This window comes from Nocardia sp. NPDC004340, from assembly GCF_053602575.1.
The window spans coordinates 1-20,795 of record NZ_JBSGDW010000003.1 but is presented as its reverse complement, the minus strand read 5'-3'; the positions used below and the strand labels follow the sequence as shown (position 1 = coordinate 20,795).

At 68.3% G+C, this 20,795-nt stretch carries 26 protein-coding genes and 1 pseudogene; 12 read left to right on the top strand and 15 right to left on the bottom strand.

The features are described from left to right. Positions 1–27: 27 nt before the first annotated feature. Positions 28–1,695 (bottom strand): S-methyl-5-thioribose-1-phosphate isomerase, encoded by a 1,668-nt coding sequence (gene mtnA, locus ACWEOI_RS12120; RefSeq protein ID WP_452359603.1) that lies wholly within the window; start codon positions 1,693–1,695, stop codon positions 28–30. 213 nt (positions 1,696–1,908) lie between these two features. Here mtnA and ACWEOI_RS12115 point away from each other — a divergent pair, with 213 nt between their 5' ends. Together ACWEOI_RS12115 and ACWEOI_RS12110 are read left to right on the top strand one after the other, a co-directional pair. Then, a complete protein-coding gene (locus ACWEOI_RS12115; protein WP_357081744.1) occupies positions 1,909–2,193 on the top strand; it encodes a ribbon-helix-helix domain-containing protein in 285 nt (94 codons plus the stop codon). Further along, complete coding sequence (locus tag ACWEOI_RS12110) at positions 2,190–2,603, top strand: hypothetical protein (protein WP_357081746.1); 414 nt, start codon at positions 2,190–2,192, stop codon at positions 2,601–2,603. Before ACWEOI_RS12115 ends, ACWEOI_RS12110 begins: the two co-directional genes overlap by 4 nt. A 36-nt stretch (positions 2,604–2,639) precedes the next feature. Here the strand turns inward: ACWEOI_RS12110 and ACWEOI_RS12105 are convergent, their stop codons facing one another. After that, positions 2,640–3,884 (bottom strand): KasA/KasB family beta-ketoacyl-ACP synthase, encoded by a 1,245-nt coding sequence (locus ACWEOI_RS12105; RefSeq protein ID WP_452359602.1) that lies wholly within the window; start codon positions 3,882–3,884, stop codon positions 2,640–2,642. Between the two features lie 39 nt (positions 3,885–3,923). Between ACWEOI_RS12105 and ACWEOI_RS12100 the strand changes: the two genes are divergently transcribed. Continuing rightward, positions 3,924–4,505: a TetR/AcrR family transcriptional regulator gene (locus ACWEOI_RS12100; RefSeq protein WP_379278602.1), complete on the top strand. Its 582-nt coding sequence runs from the start codon at positions 3,924–3,926 to the stop codon at positions 4,503–4,505. 11 nt (positions 4,506–4,516) lie between these two features. Here ACWEOI_RS12100 and ACWEOI_RS12095 read toward each other — a convergent pair whose 3' ends face one another. From ACWEOI_RS12095 to ACWEOI_RS12075, 5 genes and pseudogenes are all read right to left on the bottom strand, one after another. Further along, positions 4,517–5,743: an RNA polymerase sigma factor gene (locus tag ACWEOI_RS12095; protein WP_452359601.1), complete on the bottom strand. Its 1,227-nt coding sequence runs from the start codon at positions 5,741–5,743 to the stop codon at positions 4,517–4,519. Beyond that, positions 5,740–6,081: a YciI family protein gene (locus ACWEOI_RS12090; protein ID WP_433665735.1), complete on the bottom strand. Its 342-nt coding sequence runs from the start codon at positions 6,079–6,081 to the stop codon at positions 5,740–5,742. The genes ACWEOI_RS12095 and ACWEOI_RS12090 overlap by 4 nt, the downstream gene beginning before the upstream one ends. Before the next feature lie 11 nt (positions 6,082–6,092). Next, on the bottom strand, positions 6,093–6,677 hold the full coding sequence (locus tag ACWEOI_RS12085; RefSeq protein WP_452359600.1) for a dihydrofolate reductase family protein: 585 nt from the start codon (positions 6,675–6,677) through the stop codon (positions 6,093–6,095). A gap of 126 nt (positions 6,678–6,803) precedes the next feature. Next, entirely contained in the window at positions 6,804–7,337 is a 534-nt protein-coding gene (locus ACWEOI_RS12080; RefSeq protein ID WP_452359599.1) for an NUDIX domain-containing protein, read from the bottom strand. Further along, a pseudogene (locus ACWEOI_RS12075) lies at positions 7,334–7,441 on the bottom strand (DUF418 domain-containing protein); the annotation flags it as partial. The pseudogene ACWEOI_RS12075 and the gene ACWEOI_RS12080, both read right to left, overlap by 4 nt. A 576-nt stretch (positions 7,442–8,017) precedes the next feature. Here ACWEOI_RS12075 and ACWEOI_RS12070 point away from each other — a divergent pair. After that, on the top strand, positions 8,018–8,467 hold the full coding sequence (locus ACWEOI_RS12070) for an SRPBCC family protein (protein WP_452359598.1): 450 nt from the start codon (positions 8,018–8,020) through the stop codon (positions 8,465–8,467). 3 nt (positions 8,468–8,470) lie between these two features. Here ACWEOI_RS12070 and ACWEOI_RS12065 read toward each other — a convergent pair whose 3' ends face one another. The 4 genes from ACWEOI_RS12065 to ACWEOI_RS12050 all read right to left on the bottom strand — a co-directional run bounded on the left by ACWEOI_RS12065 (position 8,471) and on the right by ACWEOI_RS12050 (position 11,441). After that, positions 8,471–8,695, bottom strand: coding sequence for a hypothetical protein (locus ACWEOI_RS12065; RefSeq protein ID WP_357081764.1), 225 nt, complete (start codon positions 8,693–8,695; stop codon positions 8,471–8,473). A gap of 35 nt (positions 8,696–8,730) precedes the next feature. Then, positions 8,731–9,552: an HNH endonuclease family protein gene (locus ACWEOI_RS12060; RefSeq protein WP_433665729.1), complete on the bottom strand. Its 822-nt coding sequence runs from the start codon at positions 9,550–9,552 to the stop codon at positions 8,731–8,733. Positions 9,553–9,770: 218 nt separating this feature from the next. Further along, positions 9,771–10,892 carry an NAD(P)H-dependent flavin oxidoreductase gene (locus ACWEOI_RS12055; protein WP_357081768.1) on the bottom strand — a complete coding sequence of 374 codons (1,122 nt, stop codon included), beginning with the start codon at positions 10,890–10,892 and terminating at the stop codon, positions 9,771–9,773. A gap of 138 nt (positions 10,893–11,030) precedes the next feature. Then, positions 11,031–11,441 carry an NUDIX hydrolase gene (locus ACWEOI_RS12050; protein WP_452359597.1) on the bottom strand — a complete coding sequence of 137 codons (411 nt, stop codon included), beginning with the start codon at positions 11,439–11,441 and terminating at the stop codon, positions 11,031–11,033. Between the two features lie 100 nt (positions 11,442–11,541). Between ACWEOI_RS12050 and ACWEOI_RS12045 the strand changes: the two genes are divergently transcribed. Beyond that, positions 11,542–12,123, top strand: a complete 582-nt coding sequence (locus ACWEOI_RS12045) for a Uma2 family endonuclease (RefSeq protein ID WP_433665727.1) — start codon at positions 11,542–11,544, stop codon at positions 12,121–12,123. 9 nt (positions 12,124–12,132) lie between these two features. On the opposite strand, the gene ACWEOI_RS12040 is transcribed toward ACWEOI_RS12045, so the two are convergent. Then, complete coding sequence (locus ACWEOI_RS12040; protein WP_452359596.1) at positions 12,133–13,059, bottom strand: LysR family transcriptional regulator; 927 nt, start codon at positions 13,057–13,059, stop codon at positions 12,133–12,135. 128 nt (positions 13,060–13,187) lie between these two features. Here ACWEOI_RS12040 and ACWEOI_RS12035 point away from each other — a divergent pair, with 128 nt between their 5' ends. Continuing rightward, positions 13,188–14,456: an MFS transporter gene (locus ACWEOI_RS12035; protein WP_452359595.1), complete on the top strand. Its 1,269-nt coding sequence runs from the start codon at positions 13,188–13,190 to the stop codon at positions 14,454–14,456. Continuing rightward, positions 14,453–15,043: an isochorismatase family protein gene (locus tag ACWEOI_RS12030; protein ID WP_452359594.1), complete on the top strand. Its 591-nt coding sequence runs from the start codon at positions 14,453–14,455 to the stop codon at positions 15,041–15,043. Before ACWEOI_RS12035 ends, ACWEOI_RS12030 begins: the two co-directional genes overlap by 4 nt. Here the strand turns inward: ACWEOI_RS12030 and ACWEOI_RS12025 are convergent. Further along, a complete protein-coding gene (locus ACWEOI_RS12025; protein ID WP_433665724.1) occupies positions 15,040–16,437 on the bottom strand; it encodes an MFS transporter in 1,398 nt (465 codons plus the stop codon). The two genes, ACWEOI_RS12030 and ACWEOI_RS12025, sit on opposite strands and share 4 nt — an antisense overlap. Positions 16,438–16,537: 100 nt before the next feature. Between ACWEOI_RS12025 and ACWEOI_RS12020 the strand changes: the two genes are divergently transcribed. The 3 genes from ACWEOI_RS12020 (at position 16,538) to ACWEOI_RS12010 (ending at position 17,765) form a co-directional block, all read left to right on the top strand. Further along, entirely contained in the window at positions 16,538–17,011 is a 474-nt protein-coding gene (locus ACWEOI_RS12020; RefSeq protein ID WP_433665723.1) for a winged helix-turn-helix transcriptional regulator, read from the top strand. A 120-nt stretch (positions 17,012–17,131) separates the two neighbouring features. Next, the gene (locus tag ACWEOI_RS12015) at positions 17,132–17,359 is read left to right on the top strand and encodes a hypothetical protein (protein ID WP_452359593.1); all 228 of its coding nucleotides are present in this window, start codon (positions 17,132–17,134) and stop codon (positions 17,357–17,359) included. Further along, a complete protein-coding gene (locus ACWEOI_RS12010) occupies positions 17,346–17,765 on the top strand; it encodes a hypothetical protein (protein ID WP_452359592.1) in 420 nt (139 codons plus the stop codon). Before ACWEOI_RS12015 ends, ACWEOI_RS12010 begins: the two co-directional genes overlap by 14 nt. Positions 17,766–17,783: 18 nt before the next feature. Here ACWEOI_RS12010 and ACWEOI_RS12005 read toward each other — a convergent pair whose 3' ends face one another. Both ACWEOI_RS12005 and ACWEOI_RS12000 read right to left on the bottom strand, forming a co-directional pair. Then, positions 17,784–17,906 (bottom strand): hypothetical protein, encoded by a 123-nt coding sequence (locus tag ACWEOI_RS12005; RefSeq protein ID WP_452359591.1) that lies wholly within the window; start codon positions 17,904–17,906, stop codon positions 17,784–17,786. Positions 17,907–17,950: 44 nt separating this feature from the next. Next, positions 17,951–19,117 carry a thiolase family protein gene (locus ACWEOI_RS12000; RefSeq protein WP_452359590.1) on the bottom strand — a complete coding sequence of 389 codons (1,167 nt, stop codon included), beginning with the start codon at positions 19,115–19,117 and terminating at the stop codon, positions 17,951–17,953. Between the two features lie 186 nt (positions 19,118–19,303). Here ACWEOI_RS12000 and ACWEOI_RS11995 point away from each other — a divergent pair, with 186 nt between their 5' ends. Both ACWEOI_RS11995 and ACWEOI_RS11990 read left to right on the top strand, forming a co-directional pair. After that, entirely contained in the window at positions 19,304–19,975 is a 672-nt protein-coding gene (locus ACWEOI_RS11995; RefSeq protein ID WP_433673355.1) for a DUF1275 family protein, read from the top strand. 84 nt (positions 19,976–20,059) lie between these two features. Continuing rightward, entirely contained in the window at positions 20,060–20,647 is a 588-nt protein-coding gene (locus ACWEOI_RS11990) for a DUF308 domain-containing protein (protein WP_433665719.1), read from the top strand. The last annotated feature ends 148 nt before the right edge of the window (positions 20,648–20,795 follow it).

Genomic DNA, 20,795 nt, shown 5'->3' with positions numbered 1-20,795 from the left:
TTCCCTTCTCGGAACGCGGTATTCGTTTCACACATGGTCGCGCACCGGGAGCTCCTGGTGCCCGGTCAGAGTGGTCAGTTCGCACATCGCCTCGAGGCATTCGGCGCGGTCGCGGGCCTGCGCCAGCGACGCGCCCCAGGTGGTGATGCCGTGCCCGGCGATGAACAGCACCGGCGGGGCCTCCGGGTGCTCGGTCAGATACTTCTCGATGTCCGCGCCGATCCGAGGCACATCCGCGTGATTCGGGAACACCGGGATGTCGACGAGATCCGGGCGGGCCGAGCCCAGGCCCTTGATCAGCTCGTATCCGGCGAAACGTGCGGTGGTGACACCGTTTCCGCCGGTCCGGATCGACACGGCCGTGGCGTGCGGCGGGTGCACGTGCACCACGGCGTCCGCGCCGCGGGTGCGGTAGACGGCGGTGTGGATGGTGGTCTCCGCCGACGGCTTCCGGCCGGAGTCGCCCACGGGCTTCGAGTCGACCACGGCGACGGTGACCATGTCCGAGGCGGTGAGCTCGCCCTTGGACAGCCCGCTCGCGGTGATGACGGCCGTATCGCCCCGGCGCACAGAGATATTGCCCGCGGTGCCCGGCATCCAGCCGCTCGCGTACAGGCCGCGCGCGATGTCCGCGATCTCGGTGCCGGCGGTGTCGGCCGATCCCGGCGTGGTCGCCGCACCGGCGGCGGTGCGGGCGGCGGACGGGTCCTCGAGCACCCCGAACTCGGTGACCACGGCGGTGACCAGCTCGGCCGGGGTGACATCGAAGGCCGGGTTGAAGGTGGCCGTGCCCTCGGGAGCCGTTGCGACGCTGCCGAATCCGGTCACCTCGGCGGCCGCGCGCTGCTCCACCACGATGTCGGAGCCGCGGGCCGTGGAGATGTCGCGCGTCGACTCCGGCGCGACCACGATGAACGGAATGCCGTGGTGCGCGGCCGCGATGGCCAGCATGTAGGTGCCGATCTTGTTTGCCACGGCCCCGTCGGCGGTGATCCGGTCCGCGCCCACGACGACCGCGTCCACGCCCTCGGTGGCCATGGCCCAGGCCGCCGCCGAATCGATGGTGAGCCGGTGCGGGATCCCGGCCTCGGCCATCTCCCACGCGGTCAGGCGCGCGCCCTGCAACAGCGGGCGGGTCTCGTCGACGATCACCTCGGCCAGCGCGCCGCGCTGATGCAGTACCCGCAGCGCGCCGATGGCGGTTCCCCACGCGGTGGTGGCCAGGCGGCCGGTATTGCAGTGGGTGAGCAGCCGCAGCGGGCGGTCCCCGCACAGTCGCTGGATCAGATCGGCGGCCTCGGTGGCGGCGGCCAGGTTCACCCGGCCATCCTCGGCCAGCAGCTCCAGCGCCTCCGCCTCGAGCGCCTCGACACCCCCGGCCAGCTCGGACAGCGTCCGCTGCACACCCCACGCCAGGTTCACCGCGGTCGGACGGGCGGCCGCGATGCGGGCGGCCTCGGACTCGACCAGCGCTTCGTCGAGGACGCCGTCGGTGGTGGCGGCCCGGGCCGCGATCACCACACCGAACGCGCCGCACACGCCGATGGCGGGCGCGCCGCGCACGGCCAGCGTCTTGATGGCGTCGATGACCTCGTCGACCGTCGTGAGCCGCAGCTCCCGCACCTGGTGCGGCAGGGCTCGCTGGTCGATGGTGACCACGGCACCGTCGGCCCACACGATCGAACTCTGATCCATCGAGTTATGTCCTCTTGACTGGAGATTTGCGGCGATGCCCACGGCGGTGGGCACACTCCACCGTATCGAACCCGCCCCCGCGCCTGACCGGCAGGTTTCCGATCAGGCCGATCCGAATAGCCCGATTTCGTGCGGGATTGCGCCCCTGCGGTTCCGGCGCACGGCGCGGGTGTCAGCTTTTGCCCGCCGCGCATACCGCTTTACTATCGCGGTATGGCGAGACCGCGTCGCACCCGCAAGATAACCGTGACGATGCCCGAGGAGATCGCCGCCACTCTCGACGACTGGCGCAGCTCCGGACGCATCGCCTCGATCTCCGCGTTCGTCGCCGAGTCCGTGAAGGCGCGCGTCGACCGCGCCGACTCACTGGCCCGCCTGGAGAACGCGCTCGGCGGCCGCCCGCCGCTGGATCTGATCAATCGCGCCCGGGCGGTGCAGGGGTTGCCACCATTATCCGATGACGAGGAGGCCCCCGGCGATCACGCCGGCGCGGCATGAGCCCCGCCGCCCCGACCCTGGGCGGCGTCGTCTTCGACACCGCCGCGCTGACCGCCTGGGCCCACCGCGTGGCCTACGTGCAATCGGTGGTGTGGGCCACCGCGGACGCCGGGCACACCATCATCGTCCCGGCCACCGCGCTGGCCGCCGCCCGCGCCCTGATCCCGCCCGGCCGCTGGGACATCCTCACGGTGCTGCTGGACCTGCCCAACACCGTCATCCAGCCGCTGGACCGCCCCGCCAGCGATCAGCTGGGCGACACCCTGGCCGATCGGCCCGACGCCGACGCCCTAATCCCGGCCGGGCACGCCACTCTCGAAGCGGTAAGCCGGGATTGGCCGTGCCTGACCGACCGGCCCGACACCCTGCGCAAACTGGACCCGCGCGTCCAGACCGACAAACTGCCCTGACCTGACTGAATCGCATTGTGCCGAGCGAATTTCCGCTCAGGCGGGCGCGAGGGCCAGCGTGACGTTGTGGCCGCCGAAGCCGAACGAATTGCTCAGGGCGTACCGCAGTCGCTGCTCGCGCGGCTTGTCGGCGACCATGTCGAGCTCGATCCCCGGGTCCGGATTCTCGAAATTCAGTGTGGGCGGCACGGTCTGCTCGGCCAGGGTGCGCAGCGTGAGGATCGCCTCCAGCGCCCCGACCGCGCCGATCGAATGTCCCAGCGCCGATTTGGGCGCGTACACCGACGCGTGCGGCGTCACCGCCATGACGGCCTTCGCCTCCGAGGCGTCACCGACCGGAGTGCCGGTGGCGTGCGCGTTGACGTGATCGACCTCCGCGCCTGTCAGCCCCGCCGTCGCGAGCGCCTTGCGCATGGCGCGGGCCGCACCGTCGCCGTCGGGCGAGGTGCCGGTGATGTGATAGCCGTCCGAGGTGATGCCCGCGCCCAGTACCCGGCCGAGCACCCGCGCACCCCGCGCCCGCGCGTGCTCGGCCGACTCCAGCACCAGCAGGGCCCCCGCCTCGCCGAAGACGAAGCCGTCCCGGTCCCGGTCGAAAGGCCGTGAGGCGCGCTCGGGTTCGTCATTGCGGGTGCTCATGGCCCGCATCATGGCGAAACTGGCGATCGGCACCGCGTCGATATGACCCTCGACGCCGCCCGCGACCGCCACGTCCGCCTCACCGGTGGCGATCAGCCGCCATGCATGCGCGATGGCCTCCGCGCCCGACGCGCAGGCCGAAACCGGCGCGTACACACCGCCTTTCGCGCCGATCTCCAGGCCGACCGTGGCGGCCGGTCCGTTCGGCATGACCATCGGCACCGTCATGGGCGGCACCTTCCGGTAGCCGCCGGTCTTCATCAGGTCCACGGCATTGATGAGCGCCTCCCCGCCGCCGAGTCCGGTGCCCACGGCGACCGCAAGTCGTTCCGCCTCGACCTCCGGCGTCCCCGCGTCCTGCCACACCTGCCGTCCCAGCACCAGCGCCAGCTGCTGCACGAACGACATCCGCCGCTGTTCGATCCGGGTCAGCCGCTCCCCCGGCTGTGTCACCAGCCGTCCGCCGATCCGCACCGGCAGCTGATTCTCGGTGACGAAATCGTCGGTGAGCGTGCCGATCCCACTGTCCCCCGCCAGCAGCCGTGACCAGGTGGCGTCGAGGTCGGCCCCCAGGCAGGTGGTCGCCGCCATCGCCGTGACCACCACGTCCCGTCGAGTTTCTGTACCAATCGCTACACTCATGGAGACATGAATACCTGTAGCACCCGCTACAGTCAACCGGTGCCCCGCCCACTCGACCACGCCCGCCGCGCCCAGCTCCTCGAAGGCGTCATCGCCTACATCGCCGACCACGGCCTCACCGAACTCTCGCTGCGCCCGCTGGCCGAATACCTGGGCACCAGCTCCCGCATGCTCATCCACTACTTCGGCACCAAGGAGGCGATGCTGGTCGCCGCCTTGGAATCTCACCGCCCCGACATCGGCGCGATGTTCTCCGGCATCGACGACACGGCCACCCTCGCCACCCGCCTGACCAGCTCCTTCGACCTGAACACCGCCGGCGACAGCGCGGTCAGCCTGCGCGCCCTGCTCCAAGTCCTCGGCGCCGCAACGGTTCCCGGCAGCCCCTTCCGGCCCTACGCGACCGACGCGATCACCGCGCTGGTCACCCCGATGGCCGAGTCCCTGCACCGCATCGACCCGAGCTTGCCCGACCCCGAAGCCTCGGCGACGCTGCTCGTTTCGGGTGTCCGCGGCCTGATCATGGATTGGTGGATCACCGGCGACACCGACCGCGTCGAACGCGCTGTCGCCCTCCTCGTAGCCGGGGTGGTGGCGCAGCCGACTGATGCCGGACGCTGAGAAGTTGTCGGTCAGTCGTTGCGGGAGTGGCCCGTTCGACCGAGTCGGTCACGCCGAGCGAGCAAAAAGGTGCGCTCCGACTGGTTCTCGGTGAGCTGCGCCGCGGTCCCGAAGGCCTGACCGGCTTCCGTTGTGCGCCCGAGGCGGGCGAGCAGGTCACCGCGGATCGCGTGAAACAGGTAGTATTTCCCGAGATTCAGATCATCCACCACGGGCAAAGCCGCTGCCGGGCCCTGGACCTCGGCGACCGCGACAGCACGGTGGAGTGCGGCCACCGGGCCGGTGTCGAAGTGCACGAGTTGGTCGTAGAGCGCGAGGATCTGCGTCCAGTCGGTGACGGGGTCGGTGTGCACGGCGTTGATCGCGGCCAGAATCTGGTAGCGGCCCGGCTGATCACGGCGCAAGCAGGCGCGGGTGATCGCGCGACCCTCGGTGACCAGATCGGCGTTCCAGCGGGAGCGGTCCTGCTCGGCCAGCGGGACCAGAGTGCCCGCGGGGTCGGTGCGAGCGTCGCGGCGGGCCTCGATCAACAGCATCAGCGCGAGCAGTCCCGCGGCCTCGGGCTCGTCGGGCATGAGCTCGACCAGCAGCCGCGCCAGGCGGATCGCCTCGGCGCAGAGTTCGGCGCGAGCGAGTTCGGCGCCGGAGGTGGCGACGTAGCCTTCGTTGAAGATCAGGTAGAGCACCGCGAGCACCGCGCCGAGGCGGTCGGGAAGATCGGCGTCGCGGGGTACCCGGTAGGGGATCTTGGCGTCACGGATCTTGGCCTTGGCTCGGACGAGGCGCTGCGCCATCGTCGGTTCGGGCACCAGGAAGGCGTGCGCGATCTCGGTCGTGGTGAGCCCGCCGAGAAGCCGCAAGGTGAGGGCCACCCGCGCGGGGAGAGCCAGGGCCGGGTGACAGCAGGTGAAGATCAGCCGCAGACGGTCGTCGCGCACCGGGCCCTCCTCGGCGGGTTCGTCCGGGCCGTGGAGGCGCTGAGCCTCGGCGTGTTTGTGCGCGCGCACCGATTCGCGGCGCAGCTCGTCGACTGCCCGGTTGCGGGCGGTGGTGATGATCCAGCCGGCCGGGCTGGGCGGCATGCCCTCGACCGGCCAGAGTCGCAGGGCGGTGGTGAACGCGTGGGCGACGGCGTCCTCGGCCGTGCTGAGATCGCCGAGTCCGCGCACGAGTACGGCGACGGCTCTGCCGTATTCGGCGCGGAACACGGCCGCGATCTCCTCCGGTGTCGGACTCAATACGGTTCGACGTCCTGGAACGGGCGGACTTCGATCGGCAGTGTGGTCGCGGCGGCAGCCTTGCGGCCCCACTCCAGTGCGACGTCCAGATCGGGTGCGGTGATCACCCAGATCCCGCCGACGTGTTCCTTGCCCTCGGCGTAGGGACCGTCGGTGAGCATGCCGTCGGGACGCACGACGGTTGCCGTGCCGGGCGCGTGCAGGCCGCCGGTGAACACCCATGAGCCGCTCTCACGCAGTTCCTCGTTGAACCGGTGCAGATCGGCCACGATTCGGACCATGGCCGCGGGATCCGCCTCGCCCTCGGGCTGGTAGATCGACAGCAGGTACTTCTGCATGGTTTCCGACCTCACAGACGGGTGTAGTGGGCGATGATCACGCCCTTGGTGGTGGTGACGCTGCTGGTGAGCTCGAATTCGGTCAGCGGGGCGCTGCCCTCGAACAGTCGCATGCCGGTGCCGAGGGTGAGCGGATGGATCAGCAGCGTGTAGCTGTCGACCAGGCCGGCGGCGTGCAGGTCGCGAACCAGCGAGGCGCTGCCGATGATCGTCAGGTCCCTGCCGTCCTCGGTCACGAGCTTGGCCACCGTCTCGGCGGCATCGCCCGACAACAGGATCGAGTTCTGCCAGGCGTCCGCGTTCACCAGAGTCCTGGAACAGACGTACTTGGTGGCCGCGTTCATGTGCGTGGTGAACGGGTTGTCGTCGGTGCGGGTTGCCCAGGCGGTGATGAAGTCCGTCCAGGTCCGGTGCCCGAACAGCATGTCCGTGGGCTCGGCCATACCCTTGCCCATCTCCGCCGCCATGACCTCGTCGTTGTACTTGCCGCCCCAGCCCCCGTGGGTGAAGCCGCCGCGGGTGTCCTCGTCCGGACGTCCCAGGCCTTGGACGACTCCGTCGAGAGTGACGGACAAAGTGGCGTTGACCTTGCGCATGAGATGCTCCTTCGCTCGAGTTGACCGCTCTTCCGCGACCGTTCACCTCCTACACGAAAAGCCACAGGCGAAATCGACACCGGCGCCGAACTTTTTCCCAGCAAGGTTATTCGGCCGCGGTTCCGTTCAGGCGTTCGGACGCGTGAGCTCCACCGCCAGCTTCAGAAGTTCGGGGAGATAGTGGCCGTCCGTGCGGACTCGGCGCAGGGCTTCCGGGAGAGTGAACAGTCCGACCTCCTGGATCTGTTCGGCGTCCTCGGGATTGGTCGGTGCGCCCGTCAGTCGCACCTCGGCGATGCACCACAGCCAGGCCTTGTGCGGATGGGGCTGCCAGGGGCGATACGGCTCGGGACGGTCCGTCGTCGCGTAGTGCGCACCGATTTGCCGGATGGGCCCGTCCAGTTCGGCGCCCGCCTCTTCCGCGAGTTCCCGGATGACGCAGGACTCGATGGATTCTCCGGCCTCGCGGGTGCCGCCGGGCAGGATCCAGACATCGCGCTCGTCGCGGCACAGGACGATGCGGTCGCCGACGAAACAGACGAGGTGGATATTGGTGACGAGGTCGTCGGGTGGCAGCTCGGTCGAGAACTGGACGTCGAGCCCGCCCCACTCCCAGCGAGCGGGGGCGTGCAGGAGTGGGTAGCGCTCGGCGAGGGTCATGAGTCGACGGTACGGGGGCTGGGGCGTAAGTGGCCGGGGCCGTAGGTGATTGCGCGGAGCAGGTACTCGATCGGGCCGTAGCGGTGCCGCCGGGTCCAATAGGATGCGAGGGCTGATCCGCAGCAGCGTGGCCCCGTACGCCGCGGCCACCAGCGGACCGGCGATCATGGCGGGCCCCGCGAGGGGCGGCCACTGCGTCAGCGCATTCGATGCCGAAATCGGCAGTCCGGCACCGAAACCTACCCACTGCACGCGAGGCAGCCACGGCAGATAGCGCTCGGGCGATTCGAGCAGCCGCGCTGTCCCCGAGCCCGCTCACCCCGGCTCGTTCGGCGGATCGGAACTGCATGGTCAGCGAGTAACCGAAGAGGAACGAGAACAGCACATAGAACTTGTTGTGGAACAGCGCCTCTGACAGGGTCCGCGCGGCGCCGGGCGCGAATCCGCTCGGGTCCGACATGATCTCGATATTGACCAGAAGGATTCCGCCGAGGGCGGATCCGCGCAGCGCGTCGAGTTCCCGCAGTCTGGGCACCACCGGAGGGGCCTGCTCAACCGTCATGCCCGGACCGTAGGGTCACCTGCCGGTCACCGGGATCCCCCGCCGGAGCGAGATGCGGGTGGCTCCGCGGAGTGAGACCCACCCCACCGTCTAGAACTGGTGTCAGTATTGTTCCCCCATGGCCTTCGTCATCGACAAAAGCGTGGAGATCGACGCACCCGCCGAGCTGGTCTGGCAGGTGCTCACCGATGTGGACGCGTACGGGGAATGGAATCCCTTCGTCCTGGAGTGCAAGACCACCCTGGAACCCGGCTCCCCCATCGACATGCGGGTGCAGCTGGTCGGCCCGCCCAAGCAGCAGCGCGAGTTCATCCGCTCCTGCACCCCGGGACGCGAGTTCAGCTACAACATGAAGCCCGCGCCGCTCGGTGTGCTCAGCAGCGAACGCTCGCACCTGATCACCGATCTGGGTGACGGCCGCACCCGCTACGACTCGCACTTCCAGCTCAACGGCCCGCTGTCGGTGGTGGTCGGCGGCCTGCTCGGCGGCGCGCTGCGCAGGGGCTTCACCGGCATGACCGATGCGGTCAAGACGCGGGCCGAGGCCCTGAAAGCCGTGCGCGACTAGCGTTCACGCCTCGAACGGCGTCACATTGCCGGCGGCGTCGCGGCCACCGCTCTCGTGCTCGATAGCGGTGGCCAGGTCCTGCACGCTGGTCCAGCTGCGCGGCTCCTCGTCCTCCAGATTTCCGATGGTGTACCAGGTGGCGGTACCGCGATAGCGGACGAGCCCGTGGCCCGAGTAGTCCAGCGTCACATCGAGATCCCCGGAGACCGTTCCCTCTTCCCGGGTCATGACGGCTGCCTCGCTCTGGATTTCGACGATGGCGACTATGTGAACTCTCCCTTGCTGATGCAGTCCTTCACCGCTGTCTGCAATGCGGACTGTTCCTTGGTGTCGACGTTCAATCCGTACTTTAGTTTCACCTGGATGTAGTGCCCGATATAGGCGCACCGGAAGTTTCCGGGCGGCAGGTAACTGGACGGATCCTGATCGCCCTTGGAACGATTGGCGGTGGGATCGGAAATCACCAGATTCAGCGCGTCATTGGCGATATGGCGGCGGGTGTCGTCATCGAGTTTCGCCGCGCCCGACCGCCATGCCTCGGCCAGCGCCACGATGTGGTCGATGTCCAGGCCCGACGAATCGGTGGTCCACTTGTAGGGCTTGAGGGCATTGGTCTTCTTGTCCATGACCCCGTACTGATCGCGCCAGCCCGCATCGGTGCCGAGACTCAGTTTGCAGCTGCTCGGATCCAGCTTCACCGGTCCGGTCCCGTCGCGCAGTAGCACCACCTCACGGGTGGTGCAGCGGCTGTATTGCGCGAAGCTGTCACCGAATCCGTGCTCGGGCTTCTCACTGTCCCAGTGCGGGAACCGATCGCGCGAATAGCCGGTCATCGGCAGCTCATCGGCCACCTTGAGTTTGCCCAGCAGCGCGTTGATCTCCTTGGCCGATCCGGCCGGTTGCGCGCCGCGATCCGGAATCGGCGGGCCACTCGATTCTGGTTTGTCTGTGCCGCCGCGTTTTTCGAGGACGGTGATCGCGACGGCCAGTGCGACCACGATCAAGAGCGATACGACCGCTTGCAGCAGGCGGCGCTGGGCCGGGGACAGGCGATCCGACAGGCGTAATGGATTTGTGCGCAACATATCCCGCAAACCTTCGCAATCGGCGACCCGAAACGGCAAGTCGCGCGCGAGGTTCGGAGACCTGTGTCACACCCGCCGTGACTCCATGGTGGGTCCCGCGAAGATCGAAAACAATGGCGCCGCAGCCTCTCCCGTGCCGCCACCTGCGGAAATACGACGGCGCGCCGGGTAGTGGCTACCCGGCGCGCCGAATCGTCCTGAGAATCAGGCGGTGTGGATCAGGCGTTGTTCAGCTTGTTCAGTCGCTCGCACGCCTCGAGGTACTCGCTGATGAGGCGCTGCACCACGTCCGCGGAACGCTCCATCTTGTTCATCATGCCGACAACCTGGCCGACCGGGTTGAAGTTCACGTCCTTGGCCTGCTCGGGGTAGCGGTGGCCGCGCTTGACGCCGTCGAGGGCGACCATCATCTGCAGCGGCATGCCGAGCGGGTTCGGGGTGTCCTCGGCCTCCCAGGCCTCGGTCCAGTCGTTCTTGAGCATGCGGCACGGCTTGCCGGTCCACGAGCGCGAACGCACGGTGTCGGAGCTGGTGGCGTCGATGTAGGTCTGCATCTGCGCGGGCGGCACATTGGCCTCCTCGACGGTCAGCCACAGCGAGCCGGTCCACGCGCCCGCGGCGCCCATGGCCAGGGCCGCCGCGACCTGACGGCCGTCGCCGATGCCGCCGGCCGCGAGCGCCGGCATGTCGCCGATCGCGTCGATGACCTGCGGCCACAGCACCACCGAGGAGATCTCGCCGCAGTGGCCGCCGCCCTCGGTGCCCTGCATGACCACGAAGTCCAGTCCGGCGTTCTTGTGGTTCATGGCGTGCTTGACCGAACCGCACAGCGCGCCGATCAGGCGGCCGGAGTCCTGGATCTGCTTGATCACGTCGTCGGGCGGGGTGCCGAGCGCGTTGGCGACCAGCTTGGCCTTGGGGTGGTTGAGGATGACCTCGATCTGCGGGGCGACCGTGGTGGCGGTCCAGCCCAGCAGCTGGTTGTGCTTCTCCTCCGGCGGCAGGTGCGGCACGCCGTGGTCGTTGAGGATCTTCTCCGCGAAGTCGCGGTGGCCCTGCGGAACCAGCTTGGCCAGCTGGGCTTCCAGCTCCTCGGGGCTCAGGCCCTCGACGCCCTTGCCCTCGTACTTGGACGGGATGACCAGGTCGACGCCGTAGACGCCCTGCACGTGCTCGTCCAGCCACTGCAGCTCGACCTCGAGCTGCTCGGCGGTGAACCCGACCGCGCCGAGCACACCGAGACCGCCCGCGTTGCTGACCGCGGCGGCCACGTCCCGGCAGTGGGTGAAGGCGAAGATGGGCACGTCGATGCCGAGGCGATCACAGATCTCGGTACGCATGGTGTGGTGGGCTCCTCTGAACTTTCCGACACTGGAAATGTTGTGCCCACCACACTAGAACATGTTCTACATTCGGACCAGTCTCTCGATGCCCACGCCTAGGCAACTGTCAACAACATGTTCTAGTTGCCGGGAATGTCAGCCGTGCGCGAGCAGCCCGTCGGCATGCAGATCATCGAAAAGGAGCTGGTCCACGGGCGGCACGTGCGGCCGGTCCGCGTAGCTGAACCAGGCGATCTCCTCGATCTCGCTGCTGACCGCGATGTCGCCGGAGTATTCGGCCGTATAGCAGGCCATGCGTACGACGGCGTCGGGAATCAAAGCCTCGTAGGTGCCCACGTGAGCCACTGTCTCCGTGGTGATCTCGACGGTCAGCTCCTCGCGGATCTCGCGCACGAGCGTCTGCAGATCGGTCTCGTCCCCTTCGCGTTTGCCGCCCGGGATATAGAAGACGTCCTTGCCGCTCGGCCGCGCGCACAGAATCCTCCCGCCCTCGATCCGCACCCACGCCACCGTGTCGATCAGCCGCTGCTCCCGCTCCGTCCGCATTCGCGCACCATAGCGCGCGTGGTGCCGACGCCCGAGTGCGCGGCGTCAGCGGAGGTAGGCTGTCGCCATGTCAAAGCCGGGCCAGGAGCCGCCTCGACTCGTGACGGTCGAGGAGTTTCTCGCCGGCCCCGCCGATGCTTTCGGTGAGATCCATGACGGCGTGCTGCTCGAGTGCATGGCGCTGAGCCCGGGGCACGATCGGGTCGTGCATCGGCTCAGGTCCGCACTCGAGTACGCCATCGACCCGGACGGGCCCTGTCGGGAGGTGCACAGCGATACGCCGATGCGACTGGCCGACAACGATCAGGGCGAACCGCGACGTCGGTTGCGGGCACGCTATCCGGATTTGATCCTGCGGGATTGCTCCGACGGACCATACGATGTCGGGCACGTCGCTGACCAGACGCTACTGGTCGTCGAGGTGACATCCGACAGCACTATCGATGACGACATCGGCATCAAGCGTGAATTGTATGCTCGCGCAGGTATTCCGGTGTACCTGATCGTCCATTTCGACAAGGACTGGCAGCAGATCAGCGTGATCGAGGAGCTGCGACTGGACTGGTCGGGCCGACGGTACGTTGGCTGGAACAAGCACACCGAGGCGCTGGTTCTGACCGATCCGGTCAAGCTCGCCGTGATGTTCGAGGACCTGCAGAGCCAACTTCCGCGCCGCTGGTAGCGGGATGTGTTATGCCCATGTCGGGAGCCAGATCTCGTGGTCGGGCGTAACCGTCCGGCGGGAGTCGAGATGGTCGCGGAGTTTGCCGAGGGCGGGATGCGGATTGTCACTACGCCAGATGATGGAGAGCGGGTAGATCAGCGAGGGACGGCTCACGGGTATGCGTCGGAGGTCGAAACGGTCGGGCCACAGGTACCGGGTGCCTTCGCCGACCAGGGTCGCAAGGTTCGACGAGTCGGCGATCTCCTCCAGTAGGGCCTCTTTCGAGAAGACGAGGCCGAGCCGGTCGATCGTGAACCCGAACGTTTCGGTGAGCTCGGCGAAATAGTCGGCGACCTCGCCGTGGGTGGGCAGTCCCGGCATCCAGATGCGATGTCCCGCCAGTTGCATGGGCGTCACCGCGCGAGCATCGGCGAACCGATGGCGGGGGCCGACGAGCAGTTCGTGCGGCTCGTCGACCACGCGTGCCCTGCTGATCGCCGCGGGCAGCTGCTGTCGCGCCGGGACGGCATGGAAGGTGGCGTCGATCATGCCCGCTTCGACTGCCGCGATCGCGGCTTCGGCATCGCCCTCGAGGGTAACGATGTCGAGCGCGATATCGGGGTGTGCGAGGTGGAAGTCCTGCAACAGTGTCGCCATGACGACGCGTCGATTCACCACATCAACGCGCAGCGCGCGCCGACCAGGCCGCACCGAGGCATCGGCGCGGTCGGTGACCCGCAGCAGTTCCCGGGCGTGCGGCAGGAAAGTCCGCCCGTCAATGGTCAGTTCGGCGCCGCGCGCGGTCCGGTGGAACAAGCGCACATCCAGGTATTTCTCCAGCGCCGCAATGCGTTTGGAGACCGCCTGCTGGGTGATCGACAACTCGTAGGCGGCTTCCTGGAATTGGCCCGCGTCCGCGGCCACGACGAAAGTTCGCACACTCGTCAGATCCACCGGCACACCGTACCCCCCACAACGCCTGGTTGTGGCTCGCCGACTGATCGGTTGTTTGATCTCGAATTCCCGGTCTTGCTTGGATCACCGGTGTCAACAGCAGGTTGTTCAGGAGGTGCGGAAGCGTGATGGCCAGACGAGAACTGGGCCGCGAGTTCGGATGGCTGTGGGCGTCCTACGCGGTGAGCGCCTACGGCTCCGGGCTCGGATTCGGCGCACTTCCACTGATCGCCGTCACGGTGTTGCACGCCAGTCCGATTCAGGTGTCCGTGCTCGCGGCGGTCGGGCCCGCGGTGGGCGCGCTGATCGCCCTGCCGCTCGGCCCCTGGGTCGAGTTCCAGCCCAAACGCCCGGTGATGATCGCGATGGACCTGATGCGATTCGCGGTCATGGCGACCATTCCGATCGCCTACGCCTTGGGCCATCTCGGCTTCATCCAGTTGATCATCGTCTCGGCGGTTGTCGCCTCGGCCAAGATCGCCTTCGGCGCGGCGAGTGGCGCGTATCTGAAGGCCCTCGTCCGCCCGGGCGACCTGCTCGTCGCGAATGCGCGCTTCGAGTCGACCAACTGGAGTTCGATCGCGGTCGGTCCGCCGCTGGGCGGCGCGGCGATCGGTCTGTTCGGACCGGTCGTCACCGTCATCGCCGACGCTCTGAGCTACCTGTTCTCGGCGCTGTGCGTCACGGCGATTCGCGGCACCGAGCAACGGCCCCAGCGCACCACCGCTAGCCCCCTCCGAACCGCCGACCTGCTCGAAGGCTGGCGCCATCTGCTGAATCACCCCGGACTGCGGGCCCTCTACCTCAACCAGTTGCTCGTCAGCGGCCTGATCATGGCCACCGAGCCATTACTGGCCGTCGTGTTGCTACGCGAACTCGGGTTCAGTCCTTGGCAATACGGTCTCGCCTTCGCCGCCCCCTGCCTCGGCGGCCTGATCGGCTCGCGCCTGGCGGGCCGCGTGGTGGCCCGCTACAGCCAACTCCGGGTGCTCCGGACCGTCGGCACCCTGCGCGCGATCTGGCTGATCGGCCTCGTCTTCATCCAGCCTGGCGCTCTCGGCCTCATGACCGTGATCGCCGTCGAGCTCGCGATCATCATCAGCATGAGCCTGTACAACCCGGTACTGGCCACATACCGGCTGGAACACACGCCGAAAGATCGTGTCGCCCGAACTCTTTCGGCGTGGTCGATCAGCAGTGGCGCGGCCATCGCGGTGCTCAGCGCCCTGGGCGGATTGCTCGCGAGCCTGACCACGCCGCGCACGGCCATCGCTGCTGCGGGCTTGCTGATCCTGGCCAGCCCGCTCCTACTCCCCCGCCGAACCGATCGCATCACCCCGGTCGACCCGGCCGCGGCTCCTTCCCATGCTGTACCGCAGAAAGGCGCACCCTCATGACTGTCACCGCTTTGGATGTTTCCACCGCACTGGTCATCATCGATGTGCAGCGGGCCCTCGTCGCCGCTCCCGTGGTCCCGCACTCCGGCCCCGAGGTGGTCGCTCGCACAGTCGAATTGGCCCGGGCCTTTCGTGAGCACCACGCCCCGATCGTCCTGGTGCGGGTCACGGCACGTGCGGACGGATCCGATGCGCCGCCGGGGCGCAACGAGATCCCGCGGCAGCCCGGCGCCCTGCCCGAGGGCTGGGACGCGATCGTCGACGAGTTGACCGGTCACCCTGACGACATCGTGGTGACCAAGCGGGCGTGGGGCGCATTCCACGGAACCGACCTCGACCTGCACCTACGCCGCCGTGACATCACCCAGATCGTGCTGGCGGGCCTGACCACCAGCGTCGGTGTGGAGTCGACCGCCCGAGCCGCCTACGAGCACGGCTACCACGTGACGCTCGCGACGGACGCCATGGCCGATCTGGACATGGGCGCCCATCGCAACAGCATCGAACGGATCTTCCCGAAGCTCGGCGAGACGGGACGCACCGCCGAGATCCTCGCCCTACTCGACCATGCCGGGGCTCGGGTCTAGCCGGCCGCAGGCTTGGGCATCCGCACGACCAGACCCAGCGCGCCCGCCACCAAGGAGGCGGCCGCGATCACGTACCACCCGTGTCGGAAGGCGTCCAGGGTCGCCGGTCCCCCGAGCGGGGAACCCAGCACTGCCACCAGAACCGCTACGCCCACGGCCATTCCGATCTGCCGGGCCATAGTCAGCACGGCGGAGCCCGTCGCAAACTGCTGGGGTGGGAGGCCCGAGGTGCCGGCGGCGGTGCCGGTCGGGAGGGTGAGACCGACGCCGAGCCCGGTCAGCAGCATGCCGGCGAGCAGTCCGGTCGCGTAGTTCGGATGCAGGGCGACGGCCTGGGCCCACCAGACGATCCCGGCCGCGAAGGCCAGTCCGCCGAGAGCGAGCACTCGGCCGACGCCCACGCGGGCGATGAAGGGGCCCGCCGCGATGGCCACCACCGGCACCACCAGGGGGCCGGGTGCGATGCCCAGGCCTGTCTTCAGCGCGGACCAGCCCCAGACGTTCTGCATCCAGAGCACCGCGGAGAGCAGCATGCCCGCGAACGCGAAGTTGAACAACAGGGAATTGCCGAGTACGACAGCGAAATTCGGGACCCGCAGCAGACCCGGATCGACGACGGGGCTGTGGTGGCGGCGCGAGGAGACCACGAAGACCGCCGCGAACGCGATGGTCGCCGCGAACGCGCCGAGCACGCCCGCCGAACCCCAGCCCCAGTCCTGGCCCTTCACCACCGCGAGGATCAGCGAGCCCGCCGAGCCGATCAGCGCCAGCGCGCCCACCCCGTCCGGCAGCGGTCCCCCGGTGCCCGCGGGCCGCGGTAGCAGCCGGATGCCGACGATCACCGCGATGATCCCCAGTGGCACGTTCACCAGAAACACCCAGCGCCAGTGCAGTTCGACGAGCAGCCCGCCCGCCACCGGACCCAGGGCCGCGCCCAGGCCGCCGAACGCGACCCACAGCCGCACCGCGGTCGCCCGCTTCTCCGCCGGTGTCGCGGCCAGCAGCAGACCGAGCGAGGACGGGGTGAGCAGTGCCGCGCCGGCCGCCTGCACCACCCGGAACGCGACGAGCGCCGCACTGTTCGGGGCGACCGCGCACAGCGCGGATCCGAGTACGAAGACACCGAGCCCGGTCAGGAAGGCGGTCTTGTGCCCGTTCCGGTCGCCGAGCCGCCCGGCCGGTACCAGCAGCGCCGCGTAGACGATGGCGTACGCGTTGAGCACCCAGGACAGGCCCGAGATCCGCGCGCCGGAGAAGTCCTCCGCGATCCGTGGCAACGCCACATTGACGATGAACAGGTCCAGGCTCGAGAGCAGCACCGCCACCGCGACGATGCCGAGCACCATCCGTGGATCGGTCGCCCGCCGATCCTCCTGCACAACAGCCGTATTCATCGGGTCTCCCCCTGTGCCTCGCGGACGGTCCTGGTGAGTTGCTTCATAAGACGGACCATAGGGCAGTGAGTTCGTTGAAGCAACCGACTATGCTGGAACCATGCGGCGAACCAGCTTCGAGGACATGAACTGCTCCATCGCCCAATGCCTGGAGGTGGTCGGCGAGTGGTGGACGCTGCTGATCGTGCGGGACGCCCTGTTCGGGGTGACCCGCTTCGACGACTTCCGCTCCCGCCTCGGCATCGCCCGCAATGTGCTCACCCAGCGTCTGGAACACCTGGTCGAGCAGGGGGTCCTGGAAAAGACGCCCTACCAGGACAATCCGGTCCGCTACGACTACGTGCTGACCGACAAGGGCCGCTCGCTGTGGACGATCCTGGCTGCCATGCGGCAGTGGGGCGACGAATGGGCCGCCCCCGACGGCCCGCCCATCGAGGCCGTCCACACGGAGTGCGGGCATGTCACGACCGTGCGGCCGGTGTGCTCGGAATGCGGCGAGCACCTCGCTTCCCGGGACCTGCGTCTCCAGCTCGGCCCGGGCGCGCACGATCCGGCATTGCTCCCGGGCCGCTGACGGTCGCCCGATGGGGGCCGCGCGGGGAAAAACCCTCCGGGCCGCGGAACGATGCGTGCCCTAGACTCCGAGGGCGCGATAGAAGTGGGTCGCGCACAACGGATTCGGGGGGATCTCGACATGTCCGACCTGCGCCGGACACGGTGGACCTGGACGTTCCTGGTCGCGCGGACCTTCTCGGCGGGCCTGGTGCTCGCCGGTGGGGTCAGCTTGATCCTGAATATCGGCCACCCGGACAATTCGACCAGGTACCTTGCGCAGGCGGCCCTCGCCTGCACCGCGGTGTTCTGGTTCCTCAGCTGGTTCCCGCGACAGTGGAAGAAAGGTGGTGGCGGTGCGTCCCGCTGAACCGAGTGAATCGACCCGGCCGAGCCCGGAGACCGTCCTGTCGGTCGGCGGCTGGCATCCGCGACATTCGCGGGTGCTGGCGCTGGCGAGCAATGGCGCGTTCGCGTTCGCGCTCGTCGATACCAATGGCGACGGTTCCGAGATCGACCTCGACGAGCTGATCCTCGACGACGGCGAATGGCGTGCCGGGATGAGCGTCGGCGCGGGCGAATTCATCGCCGTGGGCAGTCGCGGCTCGGTCTACGTGCTCGGCTACGGCTCGAACGTGAGCGGCGTGCGATGGGCCTACGGCCGCGCCGACCGCCCCGGCGCCGCCGAGGTCGAGGTGGACGGTCGCGCGATCACCGTCACCATCGCCGACGCCGGGTGGTGGGTGTGGGTCGATCCGGTCGTCGAATCGAACTGAACGACACCAACACCGGAGTCAGGCGGCCCGGACGTCCGTGATCTGCTGCCCGGTCGCCTCGGCGACCGTCGGCAACTGAGCGGTGATCTCGGCGGTCGGCGGCGGCATACGACCGTCGACCGACGCGATCCGCGATCTCACGGGTGCGGGCGTCCCACACGGGTTCCCGTGTCAGGAGCGCCTTTTCAGAGGCGTTCGATGATGGTGGCGTTGGCCAGGCCGCCGGCCTCGCACATGGTCATCAGGCCGTAGCGACCGCCGGTCTGCTCGAGGTGGTTGAGCATGGTGGCCAGGATGCGGCCGCCGGACGCGCCGAGCGGGTGGCCCAGGGCGATCGCGCCGCCGCGCGGGTTGAGCTTGGCCGGGTCGGCGCCGAGTTCCTGCGCCCACACCAGCGGCACCGGCGCGAAGGCCTCGTTCACCTCGTAGACGTCGATGTCGTCGATGGACAGCCCGGCGCGCGCCAGCACCTTGCGGGTGGCGGGGATGACGGCGGTGAGCATGAGCAGCGGGTCGTCGCCGGTGACGGCGAAGGAGTGGAAGCGGGCGCGCGGCTTCAGACCGAGCTGGGCGGCCTTCTCCTCGCTCATGATGAGCGCGGCGGAGGCGCCGTCGGTCAGCGGCGAGGAGTTGCCCGGGGTGATCGACCATTCGATCTCCGGGAAACGGGCCTTGAACTCGGCGTCCACGAAGGCGGGCTTCAGTCCGGCCAGGCCCTCGACGGTGGTGCCGGCGCGAATGGTCTCGTCGGCGCTGATCGTGCCCGCGGGCACCAGTTCGTTGTCGAAGCCGCCGGCCGCGGCGGTGGCGGCGGCCGATCGGTGCGAGCGCGCGGCGAACTCGTCCAGGGCGGTCCGGTCCAGCTTCCAGCGCGCGGCCAGCACCTCGGCCGAGATGCCCTGCTGTACCAGGCCGTTCGGGTAGCGGTGCGCGATCGGGCCGCGGTTGGCGTCCTGGCCCTGGGCATTGGAGAACATCGGCACCCGCGACATGGACTCCACGCCGCACGCGATGGCGATGTCGTACGCCCCGGCGATGACGCCCTGGGCGGCGAAATGGGCGGCCTGTTGTGAGGATCCGCACTGCCGGTCCACCGTAGTGGCGGGCACCGCTTCCGGGAAGCCGGCCGCGAGCACCGCGGTGCGGGAGATATTGAAGGCCTGCTCACCGCTCTGGGTGACGCAACCGCCGATCACATCGTCGACGAGTGCCGGGTCGATTCCGGTGCGCTCGATCAGGCTGCCCAGCACTCCCGCGAGCAGGGTGGCCGGATGGACTTCCGACAGGCCGCCACCGGATTTCCCCTTTCCGGACGGGGTGCGAATGGCGTCGACGATGACGGCGGAAGTCATGACTTCTCCCTGTTCCCAATGGACGATCCGGGTGCGAATTCCGGTTAACATACGCACTGTACCGCACGACTGGCCGCGCCGTCAGTAGCCGGATTTCGGCCTCCCGGCCGCCGTATTTTCGATTGCTAACCTGTTGCTGTGACCACGACCAGCAATCCGACCACCGCCCCCTTCTGGGACCTCGAGATGCGGCTTTCCGCCGTGTTGTCGGTGTTGGCCGGATTCATCGGCGCGGCCGCGTACGCCCATTCCGAGGGCTACTTCGTCACCTTCATGACCGGCAATACCGAACGCGCCATCCTCGGCAACTTCGCCGGCGATCACACCCTGGCCGTGGGTGCGGCCTCGATCATCGCGTGCTTCCTGGCCGGCGTCTTCATCGCCTCGATCTGTCGCCGCTACTGGTGGACCAACCATCCGCACGGCGCGACCATGCTCACCACCGTCGCGCTGGCGGGCGCGGCCATCGTCGACAACATCCTCGACGAGCGCGGCATCGGCCTGGCCCCCATTCTCTTCGTCGCCTTCGGCATGGGCGCGCTGAACACCTCGTTCGTGAAGAACGGCGAGGTGTCGATCCCGGTCAGCTACATCACCGGCACGCTGGTGAAACTCGCGCAGGGCATCGAGCGGCACGCCTTCGGCGGCGGCACCGTCCGCGACTGGCTCGGCTATGCGACGCAATACTTTTCGTTCAGCCTGGGCGCGCTCATCGGCGGCCTGGTCGCGGTGGTCGTGGACGGCGCCTACATGCTCAACGCCGCCGTCGTGGGGTCGCTGCTGGTGGCCTCCTACACCTGGCGAGCCGACGTCCGCTGGGTGCGCCGCACGGTCCGCCGGGCCGTAGACGAGAGCTGAACCGCGCGACACGGGCAGGTCACAGCAACACAACACATGGCTAATTGACCGCAAATGCGGCGAACTGGTCATATTCTGCAAAACATGACAACCAGCAAAGAGGGAGTTTTCGAGGGGCCGGTTCAAACACTGGCCCGCAGCGCGTGGCAGTCGATCCTGGTCACCGGCATTCTCTCGGTGGTGCTGGGCATCCTGATCCTGGTGTGGCCCGGACCGACCCTGGTGGTCGCGGGCGTCCTGTTCGGTATCTATCTGCTCGTGTCCGGCGTCTTCCAGCTGATCGCGGCATTCGGTCTGCATGTCAGCGCCTGGATGCGGGTGCTGTCGTTCATCACCGCCATTCTGTCGTTCATCCTGGGCTTCTTCTGCTTCCGCAACGAGTTCCAGGCGATCGGCCTGCTCGCGTTGTGGATCGGCATCACCTGGATCTTCCGTGGCACCGCGGTACTGGTGGCCGCGATATCGGACTCCGCGCTTCCGGGCCGGGGCTGGCAGATCCTGTTCGGCATCCTGCTGATCGTCGGTGGCGGTCTGCTGATCGTCGAGCCGTTCCGCTCCATCACCACCCTGGTCGTCGTGGTCGGCTGCTGGCTGATCGTGATCGGCATCTTCGAGGTGATCTCGGCGTTCCAGGTCAAGAGCACGGCCAAGCGCGTCGCGGCCAACCTATAACCCTTCGACAGTGAGAATGGCGGGGGGCGCCGCCGGGGGGGGGGGGCCCGGCGGGGTTGCGGGGCGGCGGTGTTTAGGGCGCCGGGGCGGGGGGGGGGGGGGGGTTATACCCGCGCGATATGGGGGGGTTATTTTTTTTTTTGTGGCT